The sequence below is a fragment of the Microbacterium sp. NPDC089696 genome, from assembly GCF_044749125.1.
Lineage (GTDB): Bacteria > Actinomycetota > Actinomycetes > Actinomycetales > Microbacteriaceae > Microbacterium.
This window is the reverse complement of record NZ_JBIVHF010000002.1, coordinates 1,210,328-1,234,415: the sequence shown is the minus strand read 5'-3', so window position 1 is coordinate 1,234,415 and position 24,088 is coordinate 1,210,328. Positions and strand designations below refer to the sequence as shown.

Below are 24,088 nucleotides of genomic sequence, written 5' to 3'. Positions count from 1 at the left end.
GGTCACATTCCGAACCCGGAAGCTAAGCCTCACAGCGCCGATGGTACTGCAGGGGGGACCCTGTGGGAGAGTAGGACACCGCCGGACTCCTTTTAGTCAGAAGAGCCACCCAGAGCTGGGTGGCTCTTCTGCGTTAACGTGCGAGCCGCATGTCGGGCCTCCGCGCGTGCGATCCGTGCTCAGCGCCGGATGGGCAGCCGCAGCGTGACGACCGTTCCCGATCCCTCGACCGAACGGATCGACACGTCGCCGTCGTGCCGTCGCATGACGGTGGCGACGAGCGTCAGGCCGATGCCCGACCCGCTCACGTCGCGAGCGTTCTGGGCCCGGGCGAGCTCGTCGAACACCGAGGGAAGCTCGCCGGCGGGGACCCCTCGTCCGGCGTCGGCGACCTCGATCACGGCCCGTCCGTCCTGTTCGCGCAGGCGGACCTCGATCGGGCCCTGCGACGAGTACTTGGCCGCGTTGCCCAGGACGTTGTCGATCGCGAGAGACAGCAGGTCGAGATCCACGGCGAGCGGCGGCACCGGCCAGGGTATGCGCGTCACCGACAGCACGGTGCGCGCTCGCGCCTGGGGGTCCTGGTGACCGAGGGCGTCGATCGCCTCGGCGAGCACATCCTCGAGGACGACGGCCTCGGTCTCGAGCGGCCGGGTCTCGAGCTCCGCCAGCTTGCGGAGATCCCGCACGAGGGAGCTCAGCTTCGTCGCCTGCGCGTCCACCGTGCGCCACGACGCGTCCCCGCCATCGGCGGAGGCCGCTCCCTGCGCGGCCGCGGCCGTCGCGCGTATGGCGGTGATCGGATTCTTGAGCTCGTGATCCAGGCGCGCGAGGAAGCGCTGATGGGTGGCGCGTTCGTGCTGCGCGGCCCCGGCGGCGGCGGCGTCGGAGGCTGCGGCCGCTCGCCGGCGCAGAGCAGCCGTACGACCTCGCCACAGCAGCACCGCGAGGGGGATGGCCGACAGTACGACCCCGCCGATCGCGATCCCGGCCGGCAGGGCCAGCTCCACGGCGAGCAGACGCTGATCGCCGGCCAGCAGCATCCCCCCGGCGATGACCGCGCACGCGCCCACCGGGACGGCGGCCAGGATGCCGAGCGCGCGGTCTCCGCCGCGAGTCATCCCGCCACCACCGAGGCCGTGAACTGGTAGCCCATCGTCGGGGCTGTCTCGATGAACCGGGTGTCCCCGGCACCGTCGCCGAGCACGCGGCGCAGCTCCGCGATGCGATGGTCGACCGCTCGACTCGTGGTCGCGAAGTCGAATCCCCACAGCGTCGAGAGCAGTCGCTCGCGGGAGTGCACCTCGTGCGGATGCAGCATCAGGTATTCGAGGAGCATGAGCGCCTTCGGCGTCAACGCGACCTCGGTCTCTCCGCGCCACACGCGTCTGGCGCTGCGGTCCAGCACGAGATCCAGCGCGCGGAGCCGGGTGGCGGACCGCAGCGCCCCGGCGCCCTGTGCGGTCCGTCGCAGCACGGCGCGGATGCGCGAGATGAGCTCGTGCGGGTCGAAGGGCTTGTTCAGATAGTCGTCCGCGCCCTCGTCGAGCGCGGCGCTGCGCTCCCAGGACTCGCCGACCTGCGTGAGGAGGATGATCGGGAGCGACAGCTGTCGTGCTCGTACGCGCCGCACGAACTCGCGTCCGTCCACGTGCGGCATCAGCACGTCGCACACCACGATGTCCGGCACCTCGAGCTCGACTGCGGCGAGGCCCGCGCGTCCGTCCTCGGCGATTCGGACGGCGAAGCCGCTGCGCTCGAGGAAGGGACCCAGGGCGCCGGTGATGGCCTCGTCGTCGTCGACGAGCAGGATGCGGGGTCGTGGCGTGTCGTGCATCGTCACCCTCTCCGCAGCGTGTTGGCGGCACCCGTGTCGTCGACGCTCGGAGTGGCCCCGGACCAGAGGATCGCGCTCGCGCTCCCGGTCACCGTGATGGTCGCGACGTTCAGCACGTACACCGTCGTCCCGCTCCCGGACAGCGTCAGATCGCGGACGTCGTCCGCGATCACGACGGCGGCGTCGGCCTGGACGTCGAGCGTGTCGCAGGCGCCCTCGATCCGGATGATCTCCCCGTCGGCGGTCACGGCGCCGCTCGGGCACGTCGCCGTGGTCGACGCGGCAGCGGTCAGGCGGTCGCGTTCGGCCCGGCCCTCGGCGCTCAGCCCTTCCGTGCCCGGAGCGTCGGACGCGGCGGACGACGTGCTCTTCGGCGTGGGCTCGGTGCGCTCGACCTCGAACGAGGACGCCGTCGGCTCCGGGGTGGGCGGGGCCGCGGACTCAGGTGCCCCCGGGTCGACGATCGAGACCGTGCATCCGCACAGCGTCGTCGTGAGCAGCACGGCGGTCAGCAGAGCGGAGGTCGCGGTCGAGCGGCGCATGGACCCATCCTCTCGTGTCGGGGCTCTCGGGGCGGTCGCGTGACGTCACAGCGTCGCGGGGATGAAGATCTCCACGCGGCGGTTCAGCTGGCGCCCCGCGGGATTGTCGGCCCCGTCGATCTCGTTCGCGGCGACCGGGCGGCTCTCGCCGAAGCCCTCGGCGGTGAGCGCGGTCGTCACGCCGCGGTCCTCGACGCCGGCGACCACGGACTGCGCGCGGTCCTCGGACAGCGTCTGGTTCTCGGAATCCGAGCCGATCGCGTCGGTGTGGCCGCTGACCTGCGCGGAGGAGATGCCGAGGCGGGTGAACACCTGGGCCACGGCGTCGAGCGTGGTGGCGGCGTCGGGACGGATGTCGCTCTTGTCGAAGTCGAACAGGACGCCGTCCGAGAACGTGAGCGTCGTGCCGCACGAGGCGACCGGCGCGAGCGCTCCGAGCGGCGGGAAGACGCCGAGCGTGGGGACCTTCGGCAGCGGATCGGCGTCGACGGTCTCGCCGTCGACGAGCGCGGTGCCGTCGCCCCAGTTCTGGATAGTGACGTCGCCGTCGCTGTAGTCGCCGGATCCGTCGCCGAAGTTCTGGATCGTGACGGTGCCGTCGCTGTAGGTGCCGGATCCGTCGCCGAAGTTCTGGATCGTCACCGACCCGCGGGAGTAGTTGCCGGAGCCGTCGCCGAACACCTGCACGGTGGTCGTCGCGTCGCTGTAGTTGCCGGATCCGTCGCCGAAGTTCTGGATGGTCACGGTGCCGTCGGAGTAGGTGCCGGAGCCGTCGCCGAAGTTCTGGATCGCGACGCCGTTGATGGTCGAGGCGCCCGAGCCGTCGCCGAAGTTCTGCACGGTGCCGTCCGGTCCCGTGAACGACCCCGACCCGTCGCCGTACAGATAGGCGGTGCCAGCGCCCGACACGACGCTGCCGCCCGCGTCGCATTGCGCGGGAGCGGCCACGACGCCCGGGATGTCGGCCAGAGCCTCGTTCACCTCGATCGTGAACGCCGACGCCGACGTGTCGAGCAGCGACAGGTCGGGCAGCACGAAGAGCGGGACGGGCGGGAACTGCCCCACGTCGTAACCGGCGACGGTCGCGACGGACGGTTCCGCGGATGTCGAAGGCGTCGGCGACGGCGTCGACGCACTGACCGCCGGTTCCGGTGCGCAACCGGCGAGCATCGCTGCGGCCGTGCAGGCGAGCGCGGTTCCGGCGGCGAGAGTGCGGCCGAGGCGACGGGCGGACGGTGCGGAGGTCGAGGTCATGGAACGAGCGTATCCAGGCGATGTCGCCGTGGCGTCGCGGGGATGTCGCAGTCCTGAGACAACCGCCCGGGGGCGCTCACCGACGCAGTCGCGACTCGAGCACCGCGGCCGTGTCGCGCACGGCACCGGCGAGCTCCGCCTCGTCGAGGTCGTCGTCGGCCCAGGTGACCGCGACGGCGGCGACGGGCCATCCTGTGTGGTCCCGCACCGCGGCGCCGACACTGCGCAGGCCGTCGGCGACCTCGCTGTCCTCGGTCGCGTGGCCGCGGGCACGGGCGACGCGCAGCACCTCGCGCAGTTCCCTCGGTGTACGCGGTCCCACGCCCGTGCGATCGGGGAACGCCGAGGCGCTCGGGTACAGGGCACGCACCTGCTCGCGGGGGAGGGCTGCGAGCATCGCGCGGCCGGACGCCGTGAGGTGCGCCGGCAGCCGCACGCCGACGTCCGTCACGAGTGCGGGACGACGGGGCGCCCGCTCCTCGACGATGTACAGCACGTCGCCGCCGCTCATCACGGCGAGGTGCGCGCTCTCGCCCAGCCGGTCGGACAGCGCCGCGACGAGGGGTCTCCCGAGCCGGGCGAGAGGCTGCTGCCGCGCATACCCGCCTGCGAGCTCGAAGGCCGAGGTGCCGAGACCCCAGCGCCGGTCCTCGCGCAGATGCAGCACGAACCCGTGCGCGGCGAGGGTCGTGAGGAGGTGGTAGACGGTCGACCGGGGCAGGTCGAGATCACGGGCGATCGCCGAAGCCGCGACCGGGGCAGGTCGTCCGGCGAGGTAGCGGAGCATCCGGAGGGTGTTGTCCGCGGCGGGGACCTGCGCGGGGGACACCGCGGACTCCGCACTGTCTGGTATCACAGACACAGGATGCCACGATCCGGTGTCGCCCGCGAGCGTGCGGGTGTGGAATCGGAGCATGAGCACTTCGTCCCCCGTCGTCGTCGGCGCCGCGCCCCTCTCGATCGCCGACGTCGTGTCCGTCGCCCGCCACGCCGCGCCCGTCATCGTCAGCTCCGAGGCGCTCGAGCGCGTCGCCGAGACCCGCCGCGTGATCGACGGCCTCGCCGCGGACCCGAACCCGCACTATGGCGTCTCGACCGGATTCGGTGCGCTCGCCACGACGTTCATCGCCCCCGACCGGCGTCTGCAGCTGCAGGCCAGCCTGATCCGCTCGCACGCCGCCGGCACGGGAGCCGAGGTCGAGCGCGAGGTCGTCCGCGGCCTCCAGCTGCTCCGTCTGCAGACCCTCGCCTCCGGGCGCACCGGCGTGCGCCCGGTCGTGGTCGAGACCTATGCCGCCCTGCTGAACGCCGGGATCACCCCGATCGTGCGCGAGTACGGCTCGCTCGGCTGCTCCGGCGACCTCGCTCCTCTCGCGCACATCGCGCTCGCGGCCATGGGCGAGGGCGACGTCCGCTCCGCCGACGGCGAGCTCGTCCCGGCATCCGACGCCCTCACGGACGCCGGGATCGAGCCGGTCACGCTCGTCGAGAAGGAGGGTCTCGCGCTCATCAACGGCACCGACGGGATGCTCGCGACCCTCGCGCTCGCCCTCCACGACCTCGAATCGCTTCTGCTCGCGGCCGACATGGCCGCCGCGATGTCGATCGAATCGCAGATGGGGACGGATGCCGTGTTCGCGGCCGACCTCATGGCGTTGCGCCCGCAGCTCGGCCAGGGCGAGTCCGCCGGGAACCTCCGCGCGTTCCTCCGGGACTCGCCGATCGTGCACAGCCACAAGGGACCGGAGGACGGCCGGGTGCAGGACGCGTACTCGCTGCGCTGCTCGCCGCAGGTGCACGGCACCGCCCGTGACACCCTGGCGCACGCGACGCTCATCGCCGGGCGGGAGCTCGCCAGCGTGATCGACAACCCCGTCATCACGGTCGACGGACGCATCGAGTCGAACGGCAACTTCCACGGGGCACCCGTCGCCGCCGTCCTGGACTTCCTCGCGATCTCCGTCGCCGACGTCGCCTCCGTCTCGGAGCGCCGCACGGACCGCGCGCTCGACCCCGCGCGCAACCACGGTCTGCCGCCGTTCCTCGCCGATGAGGTGGGCGTCGACTCGGGACTGATGATCGCGCAGTACGCCTCGGCGGGCATCGTGTCCGAGCTCAAGCGCCTCGCCGTCCCGGCATCCGTCGACTCCATCCCCTCCTCGGCCATGCAGGAGGACCATGTGTCGATGGGGTGGGCGGCGGCCCGCAAGCTGCGCCGGGCGATCGACGGGCTCGGTCGCGTCCTCGCGATCGAGATCCTCACCGGCGCCCGCGCGCTCGACCTGCGGGCGCCCCTGCAGGCGGGCCCGGCGACCGGCGCGGTCCGCGACCTCGTCCGCACCGTCGCCGCCGGCCCCGGACCCGACCGCTACCTCTCCCCCGACATGGAGGCCGTGACCGCGCTGGTGCAGTCCGGCGCCGTCACCCGCATCGCCAAGGAGCACGCGCATGACTGAGACGACCACCACCCCTGACGCCGTGGGCCCGCGCACCGTCCGCGCCCCGCGCGGCGCTCAGCGCACCGCCAAGAGCTGGGGCGCGGAAGCCGCCAAGCGGATGCTGATGAACAACCTCGACCCCGAGGTCGCCGAGCACCCGGAGGACCTCGTCGTCTACGGAGGCACCGGCCGCGCAGCCCGCAGCTGGGCGGCGTACGACGCGATCGTCCGCACGCTCGACGAGCTCGAACCCGACGAGACGCTGCTCGTGCAGTCGGGCAAGCCGGTCGGCGTGTTCCGCACGCACGAGTGGGCGCCGCGCGTGCTGATCGCGAACTCGAACCTCGTGGGCGACTGGGCCAACTGGCCCGAGTTCCGTCGCCTCGAGGAGCTCGGCCTCATCATGTACGGCCAGATGACGGCCGGGTCGTGGATCTACATCGGCACGCAGGGCATCCTGCAGGGCACGTACGAGACCTTCGCCGCCGTGGCCCGCTCGCTCGGCCGCGAGTCTCTCGCCGGCACGCTGACCCTCACGGGCGGCGCCGGCGGCATGGGCGGCGCCCAGCCCCTCGCCGTGACCATGAACGAGGGCGCCGTGCTCATCGTCGACGTCGACGAGAGCCGCCTCGCCCGCCGCGTCGACCACGGCTACCTCGACGTGTACTACACCGATCTCGACGAGGCCGTGGCGCGCGCGATCGCCGCCAAGGAGTCCGGGGAGGCCCTGTCGGTCGGCGTCGTCGGCAATGCGGCCGAGGTGTTCCCCGAGCTGCGGCGCCGCGGCGTGCCGATCGACATCGTGACCGACCAGACGAGCGCGCACGACCCGCTCGCGTACCTGCCGATCGGCATCGCGGTCGCGGACTGGAAGGCCGAGGCGGAGCGCGACCCGGAGGAGTTCACGCGCCGATCCCGGGAGTCGATGGCCGCGCACGTCGCCGCGATGGTCGCGTTCCAGGATGCCGGTGCCGCGGTGTTCGACTACGGCAACTCGATCCGCGCCGAGGCGCAGCTGGGCGGCTTCGACCGGGCGTTCGCCTTCCCCGGCTTCGTGCCGGCGTACATCCGTCCGCAGTTCGAGGAGGGGCGCGGGCCGTTCCGCTGGGCCGCGCTCTCGGGTGACCCCGAGGACATCCGCAGGACCGACCGTGCGATCGCCGAGCTCTTCCCCGAGGACGCGGCGCTGCACCGTTGGCTCGAGAAGGCGGGGGAGAAGGTGCACTTCGAAGGCCTCCCCGCCCGCATCTGCTGGCTGGGCTACAAGGAGCGCCACCTCGCCGGACTGAAGTTCAACGAGATGGTGGCCTCGGGCGAGCTGTCGGCGCCGATCGTGATCGGACGCGACCACCTCGACTCCGGGTCCGTGGCCTCGCCGTACCGCGAGACCGAGGGCATGAAGGACGGATCCGACGCGATCGCCGACTGGCCGCTGCTGAACGCCCTGCTCAACACGGCCTCCGGCGCGTCCTGGGTGTCGCTGCACCACGGCGGGGGCGTCGGCATCGGGCGCTCGATCCACGCGGGACAGGTCACGGTCGCCGACGGCTCCGCGCTCGCCGCCGAGAAGCTCGAGCGCGTGCTGACGAACGACCCCGGCACCGGTGTCATGCGTCACGTCGACGCCGGATACGAGCACGCCCGGGACATCGCCCGCGAGCGCGGCCTGACAGTGCCGATGCTGTGACCGGTGCCGATGCTGTGCGCATGCTGCTGACGAACATCGGCGAGCTGACGACCAACGTCGCCTCGCCGCTCGACCCGTGCGGCACCCTGCACGACGCGGCCGTGCTGGTCGAGGGCGGGCGGATCGCGTGGGTCGGGCCGGCTGCGGATGCCCCGACCGCCGGCGAGGTCGTGGACGCCGGGGGCCGAGCCGTCATCCCCGGCTTCGTCGACAGCCACAGCCACCTGGTGTTCGGCGGCGATCGTGCGGCGGAGTTCGAGGCGCGCATGGCCGGGCAGAAGTACGCCGCCGGCGGCATCCGCTCGACCGTGGCCGCGACGCGAGCCGCGAGCGACGAGGAGCTCCGCGCCCGCCTGCGCGGCTTCGTCGACGAACTGCTCGCGCAGGGGACGACCACGGTCGAGATCAAGAGCGGCTACGGGCTCTCGGTCGCCGACGAGGAGCGGCTCGTGCGCCTGGCCGCCGAGGTCACGCCCGAGGTCACGTTCCTCGGCGCGCACGTCGTACCGGCCGAGTACGCCGACGACCCCGAGGCCTACGTCGACCTGGTGTGCGGGGAGATGCTCGACGCGTGCGCGCCGCACTCCCGCTGGATCGACGCGTTCTGCGAGACCGGGGCGTTCACGGTCGCGCAGTCGCGGCGGATCCTCGAGGCGGGCATCGCCGCCGGACTCGTGCCGCGCCTGCACGCGAGCCAGCTCGGACCGGGCGAGGGTGTGCGGCTCGCGGTCGAGCTCGGGGCGGCCTCGGTCGACCACGGCACGTATCTGACGGATGCCGACGTCGCGGCGCTCGCCGGCTCCGACACCGTGCTCACGCTGCTGCCCGGGGTCGAGTTCTCGACGCGGCAGCCGTACCCCGATGCGCGGCGGCTCATCGACGCCGGGGTCACGGTGGCCCTCGCGTGCGACACCAATCCGGGGTCGAGCTTCACCTCGTCGATGGCGTTCTGCATCGCGGTCGCCGTGCGCGACATGGGGATGACCCCGGCCGAGGCGCTGTGGGCGGCGACCGCGGGCGGCGCGAGGGCGCTGCGCCGTGACGACGTCGGCGTCATCGCCCCCGGTGCTCGCGCCGACCTCGTGCTGCTGACGGCACCGACGCGCATCCACCTCGCCTACCGGCCGGGTGTTCCGCTCGTCGATCGCGTGTGGAAGGACGGGGTCGCCGTCCGCTGACGACGACCCCGGCATCCGTTCCCGTCGCATTTCGTGCCGTCCGCCGAGGCGGAAAGCGACACGAACTGCGACCGGAACCCGGATGCCGGATGCGTCAGCGCAGCGCCTCGGCGGTCACGACAGCGGCCGCAGCGGACCACGCCTGCGGACGGCACGCCGCCGGATACGGCACGGGGGCGCCGCCCGGGATGCGCGGCTCGCCGGAGTGCAGCTCGGGCACGCGGTACTCGAAGCCCGCCGCGAGGTCGAGGAGCTGCTCCGCGATGTCTCGTGCCGGCTCGGTGAGGCCGGCGCGCAGCATCCCGTGCACCGCGATCGCGGTGTCGTGCGCCCAGACGCTGCCACCGTGATAGCTCAGCGGCCAGTAGCCGGCCGCGCCGGTCGACATCGTGCGGATGCCGTAGCCGCTCGACATCGTGTCGCCCGTCAGGAGCGTGGCGCAGGCCTGCTCCTCGTCGGCGTCGAGCAGGCCCGTGCCGATGAGGTGGCCGATGTTGCTCGTGAGGGTGTCGACCGGGGCGCCGTGCGCGTCCAGCGCGATCGCCGGGTAGCGGCCCTCCTCGGTCGTGACCCAGTACGCCCTGCGGAAACGCGTGCGGAGGTCGTCGGCCCACGTGCGGAGGTCGTCGCCCCCGTCCTCGCCGAGCTCGTCGAGCAGCGCTGCGCCGCGCACCGCGGCCTCGTAGGCGTAACCCTGGACCTCGCTCAGCGCGATCGGTCCGTCGGCGAGGCGTCCGTCGCGCCACTGGATCGAGTCGCCGGAGTCCTTCCAGCCCTGATTGGCGAGCCCGTGCCCGGTCTCGTCGCGGTAGTCGATGAACCCGCTGCCCGAGGCGTCGCCGTGCACGACCATCCAGTCGAGGGCGGCGCGCAGCGCGGGGAGGAGGTCGCGCAGCTCCTCGGGCGACAGCCCGGCGTCGCGAGCGTCGGCGAGCAGGCACACCCACAGCGGGGTCGCATCGACCGTGCCGTAGTACAGCGGAGGGAGCAGCACGCCCTCTCCGGGCAGGGACAGCTCGCCGCTGCGCAGCTCGTGCGCGATCTTGCCCGGAGCCTGCGCGGTGGCCGGGTCGACCACGGTTCCCTGCAGCCGAGCGAGCACGCGGAGCGTCGAGGTCGCCATCGACGGATCGGCCGCCAGGGCGAGGCGCGCGGCCCAGATCGAGTCTCGGCCGAAGAGCGTGAAGAACCACGGGGCGCCCGCGGCGTAGAACGCGTCGTCCGGGTGCTCGGGAAGGGCGAGGCGGAGGGCCGCGAGGTCGGCGGCGGCGCGGTCGAGCCAGCGCGCGGCCCGGGGGTCGTCGCCGGACTCGACGTGCTGCGTCGCCGACGAGGGCTCGGGCGAGGTCACGACGAGCGTCGGGTCGTCGAGGTCCACGGACCAGCCGAGCTCGACCGCACCGCGAGGCGGGACGGTGATCCGCCACACGAGCACGATCGCGGCACCGTCGACAGCCGTCTCCGCATCCGGCGCGGAGAGCGCGAACGAGGCGTCGCCCGCCCGGCACTCGCGCCCGTCCCACGACCACTCGACGTCGGCATCCCTCCCCGCCTTCACGAGCTGCATGGGCGCGAAGTCCGGCCGGAGGCGCACCTCGATCTCGACCGGTGTCTCGGTCTCGAGGTGCGAGGACACCCGGATGCCCTCCGCGAAGCGTCCCGCGGTGACGGTGCGCTCGCGGTCGAGGCGGATCTTCGGATCGGCACCCGCGTCGTCGATCCCCCGCAGCAGGTCGGTGAACACGACGCGCTCGGGCGTCGGCGACGAGCATCCGATCGACTCCACAGCCGTGCCGCGCACCGTCAGGTCGATCGCGGCGATGTGGCGGACGTCGCCGTGGTAGATGCCGTGGATCGGGGCGGTGCCCATGCGGCCGTCGCGCGCCGACCACACCTGGGTCGGCGCGTCGAGCACGATCACCGCCTGGTCGAGCAGGGGCTGGAGGTGGGGGCGGTCGGTCATTCCTTGACGGCTCCTTCGGTGGAATTCATGATGCGGCGCTGGAAGACGAAGAACATCACGGCGACGGGGATCGTCATGATGAGCGCGGCGGCCAGCTTGAGGGGGTACTGAGTGCCCTGGCTGAGCTGTCCGCTCGCGAGGGACGCGACGCCCTTCGTGAGGGTCGTCAGGGCGGGGTCGTTGGTCGACACGATGAAGTGGCTCAGCTCGTTCCACGACCCCTGGAACGACAGGATCACGATCGTGATGAGCGCGGGCGTCGCCATCGGCAGCACGACCGACCAGAACATCCGGAACGTGCCGGCGCCGTCGATGCGGGCCTGCTCCTCGACCGAGACGGGGATCGACTCGAAGAAGTTCTTCATGATGAAGACCCCGGCGGCGTCGACGAGCAGCGGCAGGATCATGCCCGCGTACGAGTTGAAGATGCCGAGCTGGTTGATCACGAGGAACTTGGGGATCAGCAGCACGACGGTCGGCACCGACATCACCGCGACGAGCGCCGCGAACACGACGCCGCGGCCCCGGAAGCGCAACCGCGCGAGCGCGTACCCCGCGAGCGAGTTGAAGAACACCCGGCCTGCCGTGACGAAGATCGTGACGATCGCGCTGTTGACGAACCACGACGGGAAGTCGGAGTTCGCGAACAGGCGCTCGTAGGCCGCGAACGTCCACGAGTCCGGCAGCAGACCGAGGCCGGAGGCCGCGGCATCCTCATCGGTCTTGAAGCTCGTGAACACCTGGATGAGGAACGGGTAGATGTAGATGAGCGCGAGCACGATCAGCACCGCGTACAGGACGATCTGCCAGGTGAGCTGCTTGGAGGAGAGTCTCATGAGACGCCTCCCTTCGACGTGACCTCATAGGCGCGGATGCGTCGGCGCGACACGGGCCTGTCGCGCAGCACCCAGCGCTGCAGCAGCGTGAACACGACGATGATCACGAACAGGATGAACGCGATCGCGGCACCCTGGCCCCACTCCTGATCCGTGAACGCGGTCTTGTACGACTGGTAGGCGGGCGTCAGCGTGGTCTTGCTCGGCGCGCCGCGCGTGCCCGTGTAGATCTGGTCGAACACCTGCCAGCAGCCGATGAGTCCGAGCGTGAGCACCGTGAACAGCGTCGGACGCAGCTGCGGGAGCGTGACGCGCCAGAAGCGCTGCCAGCCGTTCGCGCCGTCCATCATGGCGGCCTCGTCGACGTCGGCGCCGAGGTTCTGGAGTCCGGCGAGGAAGATCAGCATGAACGTGCCCGAGGTCGTGAACACGGCCATCAGGACGTAGGCGCTCATCGCGATCGACGGCCCCGCGAGCCACTCCCACCAGGAGATGCCGAGCATGCCGCCGCCGGTGAGGGCTGCCGGCCCCGCATCGACGCCGAACGCGCCGAGCAGCAGGTGCAGCACACCGCGAGGATCGTTGAACCAGTTCGGGCCCTCGATGCCGAACCAGGAGAGCAGGCTGTTGACGGCGCCGCTCGCCGAGAACAGGAAGAGCCACAGCACGGTGATCGCGACCGAGCTCGTGACGGAGGGGAAGTAGTAGGCCGTGCGGAAGAAGCCGCGGCCGCGCAGCACGGCCCGGTTCACGAGCACGGCGAGGAACAGTGCGAGCGCGGTCTGCAGCGGCACGACGAGCAGGACGTACCAGGCGTTGTTGCGCAGGGCCGTGCCGAAGTCCTTCGTGGCGAGGCCGCCGTCGGCGAGCACGGCGGAGTAGTTCTCCGTGCCCACGAAGGAGACGGAGGGGGAGAGGGGGCTGCCGCGCCCCGCCCAGTCGGACATGCTGACCCACAGGGCCATGAGCACGGGGACCAGGAGGAAGACGCCGAGGATGATGATCACCGGGGCGGTGAAGAGCCATCCGGCTGCGGCCTCGCCGCGGCGGAGCCCGGAGGCCCCTCCGCGGCGAGGCGTGGCCTGCGTCGTCATGGTTACTCGACGATCGCGTCGAGGTTCGACTGCACGGTGCCGAGGATCTGCGCGGGGTCACCCGTCTTCAGCGACTCCAGCTGGGCGTTGAAGTCGGCGACCACGTCGGCGGCGCCGTCCTGGTTCGGCGGGAACTGCGCGTACTCGGCTCCCGCGAGGAACGGGGCGAGCGTCGGGTTGTCGGCGGTCCACTGGTCGGCGGCCGAGGCGATCGACGGCATCGGTCCGAAGGCCTTCGAGAACGCGAGCTGGCTGTCGGCGCTCGTGAGGTGCTCGACGAGGTCGAGCGCGGCCTGCTGATTGGGGCTGTCGGCCGCCATGCCCCAGCAGTTCGTGAACTGCAGGGTGCCCGGACCGCTCGGTCCCTCGGGCAGCTCGGCGACGGTGTAGTCGACGGAGCTGAAGTCGTTCTCCATGGCGCCGGTGATCCAGTTGCCCTCGATCACCATCGCGGCCAGGCCCTTGCCGAGCGCCTCGCCGCCCCATCCGGCGCCGACGTCCTTGGCGTACGCGAAGGTGCCGTCGTTCAGATGCGTCTTGACGTAGTCCAGGGCGTCGACGTTGGCCTGGTCGTCGGCGATCGCGGCGCCGTCGTCGACGAGACCGCCGCCGGCCTGCGCCATGAACGTGCCGATGCGCTGGTACTCCGCGCCGAACGCGAGGCCGACGTGCTCGGGCGTGGTGAGCTTCTGCGCCACGGTCGCGAGGTCGTCCCAGGTGGTCGGCAGGTCGGCGTCGGTGAGTCCGGCGTCCGCCCACATCTGGCTGTTGATCACGAGCGCGAGCGTCGAGAAGTCCTTGGGTGCGCAGTAGAACGTGCCGTCGAGCGTGAAGTTCTCGACGAGGGAGGGGTAGAAGTCGTCCTTGTTCGCGAGCTCATCGCCGTAGGCCTGGAGCGAGCCGTTCTTCGCGAAGCCCGCCATCTGCTCGGGTGCGAGGTAGAAGAGGTCCGCGGGCTTGCCGGCCGCGAAGCCCTGCGAGAGCTCCTGGGCGAGGTCGCTCGCGACCTGCACGCTGACCTTCGTGCCGGACTCCTCCGACCAGGCGTCGACCGCGGACTGCACGGCGGCGGTCTCGGCGTCTCCCGAGGAGCCGATGAGGATCGTGAGTGCGTCGTCGGAGGAGGTGAGCCCCTCGGAGCCGTCGCCGCTGTCGCCGCCCGAGAAGCCGGAGCCGCCGCATCCGGTGAGCACCAGCGTGCTCGTGAGCAGTACCGCTCCGGTGCCGAGGAGGGCGCGTGTGGTGTGCCGTGTCATGGTCTCTCTCCTTTGATGAGTCATTCGCGAGTGGGTGCGATCGTCGTTCCGGGTGCAATTTGAACGATCAAACTCTGCGTGGAATAGGCTAGGTGCGGTCACGCGGGCATGTCAAGCCCGCACGGAGCGAGGAGAGCGATGGCGAAGGCGCCCACGGTCGAAGACGTCGCCGCGCACGCGGGCGTCTCCCGGCAGACGGTGTCGAACGTGCTCAACACCCCCGACATCGTCCGCCCCGAGACGCGCGAACGCGTGCTCGCCGCGATCGATGCGCTCGGGTACCGGCGGCACGCGGCCGCTCGGCGCCTGCGCCTGCGACGGAGCTCGACCATCGGCATCCGCCTCGACCCCTACCTCGGCGGTGTCTCGGGCGTCGTGCTCGACCGCTTCGTGCACGCGATCACCGAGCGGGCCAGCGAGCGGGGCATGCGGATGCTCGTCTACGCGGCGCGCTCGCCGCAGGAGGAGCTGGGCCGCCTCACCGAGCTCTGGGAGGGGTCGGAGATCGACGCCGCCATCCTCACCGCCACCGAGCGCGACGACCCCCGCGTCGGGCGGCTGGACGCCGTCGGTCTGCCGTTCATCTCCTTCGGCCGCCCGTGGGGCGACGACGACATCGCCGATCCGACGCACCTGTGGGTCGACGTCGACGGCGCCGCGGGCACACGAGCGGCGACCGCGCACGCTCTCGGCTTCGGCGAGACCGTGGCGTTCCTCGGCTGGCCGAGCGGATCGGGCACCGGAGACGACCGGGAACGCGGCTGGCGCGAGGCGGTCGCGGAGACCGGCGCGCGGGGTGCGCGACTCGTCGCCGAGGAGTCCGTGGCCGGCGCGCGCGAGGCCGTGACGCGTGCGCTCGCCGACGGCGCCCGCGTCGACGCGCTCGTCTGTGCGAGCGACTCCCTCGCGGTCGGTGCCCTGCTGGCCCTCGCCGATGCCCGACTGTCCGTGCCCGTGATCGGCTTCGACAACACGCCCACGGCCGAGGCCCTGGGGTTCTCGAGCGTCGAGCAACGCCCGGAGGACGTGGCCCAGGCGATCCTCGAACTGCTCATGGGCCCGACCGGCGACGTCGTCGCGCCGCGCCGCCTCGAGCCCGGGTCCGCGCACGCGCTCATCACCCCGGAGCTCGTGATCCGCTGACCGTCGCCCGGCCTCGGATGTTCGCGTCGCAGTTCGTGCCGTCGGTTCCGGCGAGAAGCGACACGAAGTGCGACCGGAGACGCCGGGGCATCCCCCCATCTGCGCGCGGTATCGTTGCGACACGATGAGGATGACGCGTCGCACCCTGCTGATCGGCGCCGGAGCCGGCGTCCTGGGAGTCCTGCTGGCCTCCTGCACGCCCGAGCCGGCGCCGTCGCCCACGCCCACACGGACTCCGACCCCGCGTCCCACGAGCGGTGCGATCACCCCCGCCGCGTTCGCCCGCAGCGCGTGGACGACCGACCCGTTCTCGCTCGGCGCCGCGAGCTACACGCCCGTCGGCACGCAGCAGAGCGCCCGCGACGCGCTCGCCGAGTCCGTCGAGGACCGCCTGTTCCTCGCCGGAGAGGCCACCGACGCGGAGGCGCCGGGCACGATCGACGCCGCACTGCGCTCGGGTGAACGTGCAGCGCAGGACGTGCTCAGGGTCGCCGGGTCGGGGGAGCGCATCGCCGTGATCGGCGCGGGCCTCGCCGGCGCGGCCGCGGCGTCTCGGCTCGTGGGCGCCGGTGCCGAGGTCATGGTGTTCGAGGCGCGCGACCGTGTCGGCGGTCGAGTGCAGTCCGTGGTCGATGACAAGGCCTGGCCCGTGCCGGCACAGCTCGGCGGATGGCTGCTCGCCGAGGCGGACACCGAGATGCTCGCGCAGCTGACGAGCCTCGACATCCGATCCGCCGTCGTCTCGACGCCGCTGTGGCGCTCGGCGGAGGGCGACGTCGACCCCGTCTCCGCGGACCCCGTGCAGGCGGCGATCAACGCCGGGCAGCAGAAGCCCGCGGACGAGTCGCTCGCCGACGCGCTCGCCGACGCGGGAGTCGACCTCGAGGAGCCCGGCATCGCCGCGCTGCTCGCGGCCGTGTCGTCGACGTCGGGCTCCGACACGGACGAGGCGTCGACGTGGTTCCCGCCGCTCCTGCCTGCGGCCGAGCGCATCGCTCCGCTCGGCGACCTCGGCCCGGTGTTCGACGAGCTGCTCGACGGCGCGAAGGTCAGCCTGTCGTCGCCGGTGTCGCGAGTCGCCTACGACGACGCGGGCGTGAGCCTGGGAGTCGCGACCGGCGAGTCGCTCTCCTTCGACCGTGTGATCATCACGGTGCCCCTCGGCGTGCTCCAGAGCGAGGGGCTGCAGTTCGCGCCGGCCCTGCCCTTCTCGCACCGCGGTGCGATCGCCGAGCTCGGCATGGGGCGCATCGAGACCGTGTGGATGCGGTTCGAGGAGTCGCCGTTCGCGGTGGCGGCCGACCCGTCCGGGGACGCCGCCTCGGCGACGCCGGACCCGTCGGCGACGCCGAGCATCTGGCACGTGGTCGGCGGCGACGCCCTGATCCGTACGTGGATCGACCTCTCCGCGGCGACGGGCGAGAGCATCGTCGTGGGGATCGTCGGCGGCGAGGACGCGCAGACGTTCGCCGAGCTCGACGATGACGAGGTGCTGGAGGCCGCGATCGGCTCCCTCGCGCCCTTCCTCGCGACGCCCTGATCCGGGTCCGCGCCTCCGCCGTCAGACGGGCGGGCGCTCGTGGCCGCGCCGCCGCATCCGGCTGACGAGCACGATGACCGACGCGACGGCCGCGAAGATCGCGAGCGCGATCGCGCTGGTCACGAGGAACTCCGGCGGTCCGGAGACCTGTCGGGGATCGAGGAAGTAGTACGGATACCAGCCGACGAGGGGACCGCGCCACAGCGTCACGCCTCCCCAGGCCAGCGGGAACGCGAGCGCGCTCGGCACGACCCACCACGGCACGCCGCGGTGCCCGGGGGTGAGGACCCACGCGAGGGCGGTGCACGCGGGGAGGTAGAAGTGCAGCACCTGATCCGACCACGGGACGTCGACGCGGATGCCGCGCAGCCCCGCCTGCCACACGATGAGCGCGAACGCGAGGCCGGCCGTGATGGTCCACGTGAGGACGAGCGCGAGTGCGACCGTGAACCAGCGGGGATCGGCGGCCCGCGCGAACGCCAGGACCGCCCCGATCACGAGCACGACCACGAGCGCGCAGTTGGACTGCACCGTGAGGTACGCGAAGAAGTTCTCGCCGGCGATCGTCTGGGAGCTGAGGCCCCAGAACAGGCGGTGCACGAGGGCGACGACGCACACGGTCGCCGCGGCCAGGCGCAGTGCGCCGAAGACCGCTCGCGCCCTCACCGTCGTCTCGCATCCTTCCCCGGCGCTCGGGTCGCGCCATGCCGGCGCTCGGGTCGCGCCATCCGGCGAGTCTACGGAAGGCGTCTGAGGGCGCGGGCCGGATCGCCGCTGTCGCCGCGCGTGTCGACACGCTCCTGTGTATCCTGTCAACAGTTAACAGGAGGTCATCGTGACACAGACCGTCCAGCGCGGGGAGTCCCTCGGCGCGCAGGTGGCCCGAGTGCTGCGGCAGCGCATCGTGCGGGGCGAGCTCGCCGCCGGGTCCCGCATCACGGAGGAGGCCCTCGCCGAGGAGTTCTCGGTGAGCCGCGGTCCGATCCGCGACGCGCTCGTGCAGCTCAGCTTCGAGAAGCTCGTCGAGGTCCAGCGCCCGCGCGGCGTCTCCATCGTGGGCCTCGCGCCGGACGACGTCGACCAGCTCTACAGCCTGCGCGGCGCCCTCGAGCAGCTCGCCCTGGCCCGCGCCATGCGTGTCGACGACGATGAGCGCTGGGCGCCGATGGCCGCGGCGGTCGAGCGCATGGCGACGGCGGCGGACACCGGGGATCATGCGGCGTTCGTCACGGCGGACCTCGAGTTCCACTCGCAGATCTACGTGCTCGCGGACCACGCACGTCTCGAGGGAGCCTGGCACCAGTACCTGCCGACGTTCGCGGCGCTGCTGGAGGTCACCATCAACCACGACGAGGATCTGCACGAGTCCTCCGACGATCACGTGACCCTCATGAAGGTCATGCGCGAGGGGACGCCGGAGCAGGCGGCCGAGGTGCTGGCCGCGCATCTCGACGGCGCCAGGGCGCGGATGCTCAGCGAGATCTCCGGCCGCGCGTAGCGACGCGCCGTCGTCGGCATCCCGCGATGTGATCGCACCGTGACGCGTCAAGTGTTGACTGTTAACAGTCAACACTGCTACCGTCGGGATCGTCGACAACACGGTCGACCCACGTAGAGGAGCAAAGATGCCCCGCTTGCGCATCACCCGGGCGGCCGCCGCGATCGCCGCCGTCGCCGCCACCGCTCTCGTCCTGTCCGCCTGCACCAAGGTCGAGGAAGGAGAGGACGCCGCCTCGGCGTTCCCCGAGAACGACATCCGCCTCATCATCCAGGCCAACCCGGGCGGCGGATCCGACCTGTCGTCGCGCGCCCTCGCGACCGAGCTCGAGAGCATCCTCGGCGTCAGCGTGATCCCCGAGAACATGCCCGGCGCGGCCGGCGCCCTCGCCATGGAGTACGTCGGAGCGCAGGATGCCGACGGCTACGTGATCGGGTTCGCGCCGGTCGAGATCGCGATGCTCAACACCACGCAGAGCGCGAACGTGCTGCCCGAGGACTTCGACCTGCTCGGCCAGATCATGCTCGCGCCCGGCGTCATCACGGTCGGCGCGAACAGCGGCATCGAGTCGCTCGAGGACCTCGTCGCCCAGGCGAAGTCCGCCGCGGTGACGGTCGCCAACTCCGGGGCCGGCTCGATCTGGGAGGCCGCCACGATCGGCCTCGGCGACGCGACCGACGCGACCTTCACCCCCGTGCCGTACGACGGCGGAGCCACCGCGGTCGCCGCCGCCGCGTCCGGAGAGACGGTCGCCGCGGTCTCGGGCCTCGGCGAAGCCCTCGCGCAGGGCGAGGCCGTGCGCATCCTCGCGGTCATGAACGACGAGCGTCACCCCGACGCGGAGGACGTGCCGACCGTGGAGGAAGCGATCGGCGAAGACGTGCAGTTCGGCGGCTGGGGCGGGATCTACGCCCCGAAGGGCCTCCCCGACGACGTCAAGACGACCCTCGAGGCCGCCGTCAAGGAGGCCGTCGAGTCCGACACGTACACGCAGTTCCAGAAGGATGCCGGGAACCTCGTCGTGTACCGCGACTCCGCCGCGTGGACCGAGTTCGTCGACGAGCAGTTCACGCTGTTCAAGGACCTCCTGGGCTGAGAAGACTGGCGCCGCGGGATCGGCTCGACACCGGTCCCGCGGCGCCGCCCTCTTCTCCGCTCACGTTCTCCGAGCACGGAAGGACCATCATGACGAGCTCCTCCTCGGACGCCTCCGCACCCGACGCCGTCGCCACCGCGGACGCCGCCGCCGACGAGTACCAGGGCGCGCCCGCATCCCGCACGCTCGAGATCGTCTTCGGCGTCGTCGCACTCGCGTTCTCGGCGGGGTACCTCGTCCTCACCACGCAGATCCCGCTGCGGCGCGAGGCTGCTCCCGGCCAGATCGACGCGCGCTTCTGGCCCCTCGTGATCGCCGTCACGGCGGTCGTCATCTCGCTCGCGATCCTGGCCATCGCGCTGACGCGGCCGGCTCCCGGTCGCGAGGACCTCGAGCGCATCCAGCCCGGCGGTCACGTCCGTGTCATCGCCACGCTCGCGATCTCCGGCGCGTTCATCGCCCTGTGGTCGCTCGGCTCGGTCATCCTGTTCGGCTACCGCATCGAGGTCTTCCCGGTCGCGGCCGCGCTGCTGATGGCCGCCCTCATGCTCCTCTACGGCCACCGCCGCTGGCTGAGCCTCGTCATCTACTCCGCCTCCGTCACGGCGTTCGTGTACGTCGTGTTCGGGATGCTCCTGAGGATCCCCCTGTGAACGCGCTCATGGAGGGGCTGAACTCGCTCCTCGACATCTCGATCCTGCTGTACATGCTCGTCGGGCTCGTGCTCGGCTTCATGGTCGGCGCCTTCCCCGGCATCACCGCGACCATGGCGGTCGCCCTCGCCGCGGGCTTCACCATGACCCTCGAACCCGTGCAGGGACTCGCGGTACTGCTGACGATCTACGTCGCGGCGAACTTCGGCGACCGGGTGCCGTCGATCCTCATCAACACCCCGGGCACGCCCGCCTCGATCGCCACCACGCTCGACGGCTATCCCATGGCCAAACAGGGCAGAGCGGGACTCGCGCTCACGATCTCCGCGATCGTCTCGGCCGTCGGCATCCTGGCCTCGCTCGTGCTGTTCTCGGTCGCGGCCGTGCCGATCGCGAGCTTCGCGCGGGACTACTTCAAATCGCCCGAGCTGTTCGCGCTCGTCGTGTTCGGCATCTCGATCATGATCGGCATCTCGTCGAAGTCGATGCTCAAGGGCATCCTCGCCGGGCTTTTCGGCCTCATGCTCGGCACGGTCGGCACCTATGCCGCGACCGCCGACCAGCGGTTCACGTTCGGAGTGCTCGAACTCGTCGAGGGCGTCAACTTCATCGCCGTCATCATCGGCCTGTTCGGCATCGCCGAGCTGTTCGACCAGCTCCTCACGCACCGGAAGTCGAACGTGCGCCCCATCTCGAGCCTCGGCCGCTGGTGGCCGAACCGCGCGGAGCTGCGCCAGAGCGGCCGTGCCACCGCGGTGGGCGGAGCAGTCGGACTCGGCGTCGGGCTCATCCCCGCAGCAGGCGGCGACATCGCCGGACTCATCGGATGGGAGCGGGCGCGCAAGGCGTCGAAGCATCCCGAGATGTTCGGCAAGGGATCGATCGAGGGCGTCGCCGCCTCCGACACGGCCTCCAGTGCGACGCTCGGCGGATCCCTCACCACGACCATGGCGCTCGGCATCCCGGGCGACTCGGTCATGGCCGTCATGATCGGCTCGATGATCATCTGGGGCATCACGCCCGGACCGACTCTGTTCACGAACCGCCCCGATCTCGTGGTGTCGATCGTGGGCATCATGCTCGTGGCGACCGTGCTCTCGCTCGCGCTCAGCCTCGTGCGCATGAAGGGCATGGTCAAGCTCCTCGACGTCCCGCAGCCGTACCTGTGGAGCGGCATCCTGATCTTCTGCATCATCGGCACCTATGCGACGTCGAACAGCCTGTCGACCGTCGTCACGATGCTCGTGTTCGGTGTGATCGGCGTCATGCTCAAGCGGATGCAGGTGCCCGCCGGCCCCGTGGTGCTCGGCCTTCTGCTGGGGCCGCTCGCGGAGGAGAACCTCGCCCGCACGCTCGCGATCCTCCCGACCCGGCCGTTCTTCGAGGTCGTGAGCCCGATCGCGCTCGTGCTGCTCGCCCTCGCCGTGCTGTCGATCGTGATGCCGGCGATCAGGGCGGCGCGTCGGCCGCGGGGCGAGCGCGCCTCGCTCGAGGACTCGATCCTCGACGAGGAGAGCCGCGAGCAGATCGAGCGCGCGCACGACGAGCTCGCCGCGAATCCCGACCTGCTCACCTCCACCGTTCGCAACGTCGACACATCCCCCCGTGCGCTCCGCAAGGCGCGCAAGAACTCCAAGGAGACCGAGAAGTGACCCGCTACGACATCCTCACCGCCATCCCCACCGCGTTCCACCGCGACGGCAGCCTCGACCTCGAGGCGTCTCGGGCGATCTTCCGGTTCGTGGGGGAGTCCGGCAACGAGGGGGCGTTCGTGCTCGGCACGACGGGGGAGTTCCCGGCGGTCGACGTCGAGGAGTTCACGGCGCTCGTGCGCACCGCGCTCGAGGAGCTCGCCGACCGCATGCGCGTGATCGTTCACGTCGGGCGACCGAGCACCTTCGAGGCCCTCCGCCTCGTGGAGATCGCGAAGGGTCTCGGCGCGACCGAGTTCGCCGCACTGACGCCGTACTACCTGAAGTCGTCGGACGACGCGATCTTCGAGTACTTCGAGCGGGTGTCGGATGCCGTCGGCGACGGGCGCCTGTACGTGTACATCTACCCCGCACGCAGCGGCAATCCCGTGTCGGTCGACCTCCTCGTGCGGCTCGCGCAGCTGCCGAACGTCGTGGGGGCCAAGGTCAGCGAGCTGAGCCTCGACGACATCGCGGCGTATCGTGCGGCCGTGCCCGCGGACTTCGACCTGTACACGGGCGCCGACCGCGACCTCATCGCGGCCGTGAGTGCCGGAGCGCAGGGCGTCGTCTCCGGGGTCTCCTCGGTGACACCGAAGCCGTTCCGCGCACTCGCCGACGCCGGGCGCTCGGGAGACGCCGCCGCGATCGAGGCCGCGCAGGAGGCGGTCGACGACGTCGTGTCGCTCATCGGCGGCGACATGGCGCGCATGAAGGAGGCGTACCGCGTGCTCGACGTGGCGGACGCGCACTGCCGCATGGCGATCGCCGAGCCGACGGATGCCGAGCGCTCCGCCGTCGCGCAGGTCGTGGCCATGCACCGCTGATGTCGGAAGTGCCGTGATCCCAAGGATTCGCGGATCGGTGCTCTCACCGCTTGCGAAAACGAAAGACGCGTGATGGGAAAACACAAGAACGGAAAGACATTCACCAACTTTCATTGATTTCCTGGTCCTCAATACGCAAATAAACCTAAACTGACGTCGTTCGGCGCACGCCGATAACTTCTACGACGATGTAAGGGGTTTGCGAATGAAGCTCAGAAAGAGCCTGGCCGTCGCCGTCGCCGGCGCAGCAGCCGTGGGACTGACCGCCTGTGCCGGTGGGGCCGCACCCACCCAGACCGGCGGCGGGGGATCCGCCGACACCGTGACGTTCCGCTCGTGGAGCCCGATCGAGCAGACCACGCGTCAGATGATCGAGGCCTTCGAGGCCGAGAACGAGGGGTCGTCGATCGATGCGACGATCTTCAACTACCCGGAGTACCTCGTCGACCTGCAGAGCCGCGCGAGCTCGAACACGATGCCCGACATCGTGGGCCTCCAGCCCGGTGCGCTGACGCAGCAGTACCGCGACAACCTCATGCCGCTGCAGGACTGCGCCGCCGAGACCTGGGGCGACGACTGGCAGGACAAGTTCTACCCGATCGGCATCGAGCAGTCCCGCATGGGAAACCCCGACGGCGACGAGAACTTCTACTCCCTGCCGATCCTCACGCAGACCGTGAACCTCTGGGCGAACTCGAACATCTTCGACGACGCCGGCCTCGAGGTCCCGAAGACCTGGGACGACCTCGTGAGCGTCACGAAGGACCTCTCCGGCGGCGACGCCGCGCCGTTCCTCCTCCCCGCCAAGGACTCCTGGCTGCGCAACGTCGTCTTCCTGCAGATCGCCAACAACGTCTCGCCCGGCACGGTGTACGAGGCCGAGGCCGGATCCATCCCGTGGACCGACCCGGCGATCGTCGAGGCGTTCTCGTACTGGAGCAAGCTCTTCACCGAGGGCGTCGCCCAGGACGGCGCGATCGGCCTCGACGCCTATCCTTCGGCCGTGAACCAGTTCGAAGCCGGCAACGCGGCCATGATCCCGCTCGGCGCCTGGTGGATCCAGCAGTCCGACCCGACCAAGTCCGACATCCCGCCGCTCTCGGAGGGCATGTCCGGATACGAGCCGTTCCTGTTCCCGACGATCCCCGGAGGGGCTGCCGAGTCGCAGTTCGTCGGCGGCATCGACGTGAGCCTCGGCATCTCGAAGAACACCGCGAACCCCGAGCTCGCCTGCAAGGTGCTCACCGACTTCATCGCCGGCTCCGGCGCGCAGAAGCTCGTCAACACCATGAACGACGTGCCCGCCGTGACCGGCCTCTCGCCCGAGGAGTTCACGAGCCAGAAGCAGGAGGACATCTGGAACCTCTTCGTGGACGAGTGGCTGCCGAAGGTGCAGTACTCGCGCTACTTCGAGTCGCCCAAGCTCGACCAGGCCGTGGCCGACGCCCTCGCGGCGATCGCGACGGGGGACTCCACGCCCGAAGAGGCGGCCGCATCCGTGCAGGCCGTGCAGGACTCGCTGAACTGACCGACCCCGTCGTCACGGATCCGGAGC

21 protein-coding genes and 1 rRNA gene are annotated in these 24,088 nt (G+C 71.1%); 12 read left to right on the top strand and 10 right to left on the bottom strand.

The window, feature by feature from the left end:
- A 5S ribosomal RNA gene (rrf, locus tag ACIPY8_RS16285) occupies positions 1–87 on the top strand; the annotation flags it as partial.
- Between the two features lie 92 nt (positions 88–179).
- Here rrf and ACIPY8_RS16280 read toward each other — a convergent pair.
- From ACIPY8_RS16280 to ACIPY8_RS16260, 5 genes are all read right to left on the bottom strand, one after another.
- Positions 180–1,121, bottom strand: coding sequence for a sensor histidine kinase (locus ACIPY8_RS16280; protein WP_400820312.1), 942 nt, complete (start codon positions 1,119–1,121; stop codon positions 180–182).
- Positions 1,118–1,837: a response regulator transcription factor gene (locus ACIPY8_RS16275; protein WP_400820310.1), complete on the bottom strand. Its 720-nt coding sequence runs from the start codon at positions 1,835–1,837 to the stop codon at positions 1,118–1,120. Before ACIPY8_RS16275 ends, ACIPY8_RS16280 begins: the two co-directional genes overlap by 4 nt.
- Before the next feature lie 2 nt (positions 1,838–1,839).
- Positions 1,840–2,379 carry a DUF3060 domain-containing protein gene (locus tag ACIPY8_RS16270; RefSeq protein ID WP_400820308.1) on the bottom strand — a complete coding sequence of 180 codons (540 nt, stop codon included), beginning with the start codon at positions 2,377–2,379 and terminating at the stop codon, positions 1,840–1,842.
- 45 nt (positions 2,380–2,424) lie between these two features.
- Positions 2,425–3,633 (bottom strand): OmpA family protein, encoded by a 1,209-nt coding sequence (locus tag ACIPY8_RS16265; protein ID WP_400820306.1) that lies wholly within the window; start codon positions 3,631–3,633, stop codon positions 2,425–2,427.
- Positions 3,634–3,709: 76 nt separating this feature from the next.
- Complete coding sequence (locus ACIPY8_RS16260) at positions 3,710–4,489, bottom strand: IclR family transcriptional regulator (protein ID WP_400820303.1); 780 nt, start codon at positions 4,487–4,489, stop codon at positions 3,710–3,712.
- 58 nt (positions 4,490–4,547) lie between these two features.
- Between ACIPY8_RS16260 and hutH the strand changes: the two genes are divergently transcribed.
- Genes hutH through hutI form a run of 3 tightly spaced genes read left to right on the top strand, consistent with a single transcriptional unit; the run spans position 4,548 to position 8,936 of the window.
- The gene (gene hutH / locus ACIPY8_RS16255) at positions 4,548–6,089 is read left to right on the top strand and encodes a histidine ammonia-lyase (RefSeq protein ID WP_400820300.1); all 1,542 of its coding nucleotides are present in this window, start codon (positions 4,548–4,550) and stop codon (positions 6,087–6,089) included.
- Positions 6,082–7,758 carry a urocanate hydratase gene (hutU, locus tag ACIPY8_RS16250; protein ID WP_400820298.1) on the top strand — a complete coding sequence of 559 codons (1,677 nt, stop codon included), beginning with the start codon at positions 6,082–6,084 and terminating at the stop codon, positions 7,756–7,758. The genes hutH and hutU overlap by 8 nt, the downstream gene beginning before the upstream one ends.
- A gap of 20 nt (positions 7,759–7,778) precedes the next feature.
- Positions 7,779–8,936, top strand: a complete 1,158-nt coding sequence (hutI, locus tag ACIPY8_RS16245) for an imidazolonepropionase (protein WP_400820296.1) — start codon at positions 7,779–7,781, stop codon at positions 8,934–8,936.
- 94 nt (positions 8,937–9,030) lie between these two features.
- On the opposite strand, the gene ACIPY8_RS16240 is transcribed toward hutI, so the two are convergent.
- Genes ACIPY8_RS16240 through ACIPY8_RS16225 form a run of 4 tightly spaced genes read right to left on the bottom strand, consistent with a single transcriptional unit; the run spans position 9,031 to position 14,085 of the window.
- Positions 9,031–10,899: a glycogen debranching N-terminal domain-containing protein gene (locus ACIPY8_RS16240; protein WP_400820294.1), complete on the bottom strand. Its 1,869-nt coding sequence runs from the start codon at positions 10,897–10,899 to the stop codon at positions 9,031–9,033.
- Positions 10,896–11,735 (bottom strand): carbohydrate ABC transporter permease, encoded by an 840-nt coding sequence (locus ACIPY8_RS16235; protein ID WP_050722103.1) that lies wholly within the window; start codon positions 11,733–11,735, stop codon positions 10,896–10,898. The genes ACIPY8_RS16240 and ACIPY8_RS16235 overlap by 4 nt, the downstream gene beginning before the upstream one ends.
- Positions 11,732–12,829, bottom strand: coding sequence for a carbohydrate ABC transporter permease (locus ACIPY8_RS16230; RefSeq protein ID WP_400820291.1), 1,098 nt, complete (start codon positions 12,827–12,829; stop codon positions 11,732–11,734). Before ACIPY8_RS16230 ends, ACIPY8_RS16235 begins: the two co-directional genes overlap by 4 nt.
- 2 nt (positions 12,830–12,831) lie before the next feature.
- Positions 12,832–14,085: an extracellular solute-binding protein gene (locus tag ACIPY8_RS16225; protein ID WP_400820289.1), complete on the bottom strand. Its 1,254-nt coding sequence runs from the start codon at positions 14,083–14,085 to the stop codon at positions 12,832–12,834.
- A gap of 138 nt (positions 14,086–14,223) precedes the next feature.
- Between ACIPY8_RS16225 and ACIPY8_RS16220 the strand changes: the two genes are divergently transcribed.
- Positions 14,224–15,228 (top strand): LacI family DNA-binding transcriptional regulator, encoded by a 1,005-nt coding sequence (locus tag ACIPY8_RS16220; protein ID WP_400820287.1) that lies wholly within the window; start codon positions 14,224–14,226, stop codon positions 15,226–15,228.
- 130 nt (positions 15,229–15,358) lie between these two features.
- Entirely contained in the window at positions 15,359–16,768 is a 1,410-nt protein-coding gene (locus ACIPY8_RS16215) for an FAD-dependent oxidoreductase (RefSeq protein WP_400820284.1), read from the top strand.
- Positions 16,769–16,789: 21 nt separating this feature from the next.
- Here the strand turns inward: ACIPY8_RS16215 and ACIPY8_RS16210 are convergent, their stop codons facing one another.
- Positions 16,790–17,434, bottom strand: coding sequence for a Pr6Pr family membrane protein (locus ACIPY8_RS16210; protein WP_400820282.1), 645 nt, complete (start codon positions 17,432–17,434; stop codon positions 16,790–16,792).
- A gap of 169 nt (positions 17,435–17,603) precedes the next feature.
- On the opposite strand from ACIPY8_RS16210, the gene ACIPY8_RS16205 reads away from it, so the two are divergent.
- The 6 genes from ACIPY8_RS16205 to ACIPY8_RS16180 all read left to right on the top strand — a co-directional run bounded on the left by ACIPY8_RS16205 (position 17,604) and on the right by ACIPY8_RS16180 (position 24,061).
- Complete coding sequence (locus ACIPY8_RS16205; protein ID WP_400820280.1) at positions 17,604–18,266, top strand: GntR family transcriptional regulator; 663 nt, start codon at positions 17,604–17,606, stop codon at positions 18,264–18,266.
- A gap of 127 nt (positions 18,267–18,393) precedes the next feature.
- Positions 18,394–19,362 (top strand): tripartite tricarboxylate transporter substrate binding protein, encoded by a 969-nt coding sequence (locus ACIPY8_RS16200; protein ID WP_400820277.1) that lies wholly within the window; start codon positions 18,394–18,396, stop codon positions 19,360–19,362.
- 89 nt (positions 19,363–19,451) lie between these two features.
- The gene (locus ACIPY8_RS16195) at positions 19,452–20,015 is read left to right on the top strand and encodes a tripartite tricarboxylate transporter TctB family protein (RefSeq protein WP_400820275.1); all 564 of its coding nucleotides are present in this window, start codon (positions 19,452–19,454) and stop codon (positions 20,013–20,015) included.
- Entirely contained in the window at positions 20,012–21,667 is a 1,656-nt protein-coding gene (locus ACIPY8_RS16190; RefSeq protein ID WP_400820272.1) for a tripartite tricarboxylate transporter permease, read from the top strand. Before ACIPY8_RS16195 ends, ACIPY8_RS16190 begins: the two co-directional genes overlap by 4 nt.
- Entirely contained in the window at positions 21,664–22,533 is an 870-nt protein-coding gene (locus ACIPY8_RS16185) for a dihydrodipicolinate synthase family protein (RefSeq protein WP_400820270.1), read from the top strand. The genes ACIPY8_RS16190 and ACIPY8_RS16185 overlap by 4 nt, the downstream gene beginning before the upstream one ends.
- Before the next feature lie 205 nt (positions 22,534–22,738).
- Complete coding sequence (locus ACIPY8_RS16180; RefSeq protein WP_400820267.1) at positions 22,739–24,061, top strand: ABC transporter substrate-binding protein; 1,323 nt, start codon at positions 22,739–22,741, stop codon at positions 24,059–24,061.
- Positions 24,062–24,088 lie beyond the last annotated feature (27 nt).

What these genes read in the sequence shown, in the direction of transcription:
- ACIPY8_RS16200 (WP_400820277.1), top strand. Translation starts at nt 18,394, where the DNA reads ATGCCCCGCTTGCGCATCACCCGGGCGGCCGCCGCGATCGCCGCCGTC.
- hutU (WP_400820298.1), top strand. Translation starts at nt 6,082, where the DNA reads ATGACTGAGACGACCACCACCCCTGACGCCGTGGGCCCGCGCACCGTC.
- ACIPY8_RS16230 (WP_400820291.1), bottom strand. Translation starts at nt 12,829, where the DNA reads ATGACGACGCAGGCCACGCCTCGCCGCGGAGGGGCCTCCGGGCTCCGC.
- ACIPY8_RS16225 (WP_400820289.1), bottom strand. Translation starts at nt 14,085, where the DNA reads ATGACACGGCACACCACACGCGCCCTCCTCGGCACCGGAGCGGTACTG.
- ACIPY8_RS16265 (WP_400820306.1), bottom strand. Translation starts at nt 3,633, where the DNA reads ATGACCTCGACCTCCGCACCGTCCGCCCGTCGCCTCGGCCGCACTCTC.
- ACIPY8_RS16220 (WP_400820287.1), top strand. Translation starts at nt 14,224, where the DNA reads ATGGCGAAGGCGCCCACGGTCGAAGACGTCGCCGCGCACGCGGGCGTC.
- hutH (WP_400820300.1), top strand. Translation starts at nt 4,548, where the DNA reads ATGAGCACTTCGTCCCCCGTCGTCGTCGGCGCCGCGCCCCTCTCGATC.
- ACIPY8_RS16235 (WP_050722103.1), bottom strand. Translation starts at nt 11,735, where the DNA reads ATGAGACTCTCCTCCAAGCAGCTCACCTGGCAGATCGTCCTGTACGCG.
- ACIPY8_RS16275 (WP_400820310.1), bottom strand. Translation starts at nt 1,837, where the DNA reads ATGCACGACACGCCACGACCCCGCATCCTGCTCGTCGACGACGACGAG.
- ACIPY8_RS16240 (WP_400820294.1), bottom strand. Translation starts at nt 10,899, where the DNA reads ATGACCGACCGCCCCCACCTCCAGCCCCTGCTCGACCAGGCGGTGATC.
- ACIPY8_RS16180 (WP_400820267.1), top strand. Translation starts at nt 22,739, where the DNA reads ATGAAGCTCAGAAAGAGCCTGGCCGTCGCCGTCGCCGGCGCAGCAGCC.
- ACIPY8_RS16270 (WP_400820308.1), bottom strand. Translation starts at nt 2,379, where the DNA reads ATGCGCCGCTCGACCGCGACCTCCGCTCTGCTGACCGCCGTGCTGCTC.
- hutI (WP_400820296.1), top strand. Translation starts at nt 7,779, where the DNA reads ATGCTGCTGACGAACATCGGCGAGCTGACGACCAACGTCGCCTCGCCG.
- ACIPY8_RS16195 (WP_400820275.1), top strand. Translation starts at nt 19,452, where the DNA reads ATGACGAGCTCCTCCTCGGACGCCTCCGCACCCGACGCCGTCGCCACC.
- ACIPY8_RS16215 (WP_400820284.1), top strand. Translation starts at nt 15,359, where the DNA reads ATGACGCGTCGCACCCTGCTGATCGGCGCCGGAGCCGGCGTCCTGGGA.
- ACIPY8_RS16280 (WP_400820312.1), bottom strand. Translation starts at nt 1,121, where the DNA reads ATGACTCGCGGCGGAGACCGCGCGCTCGGCATCCTGGCCGCCGTCCCG.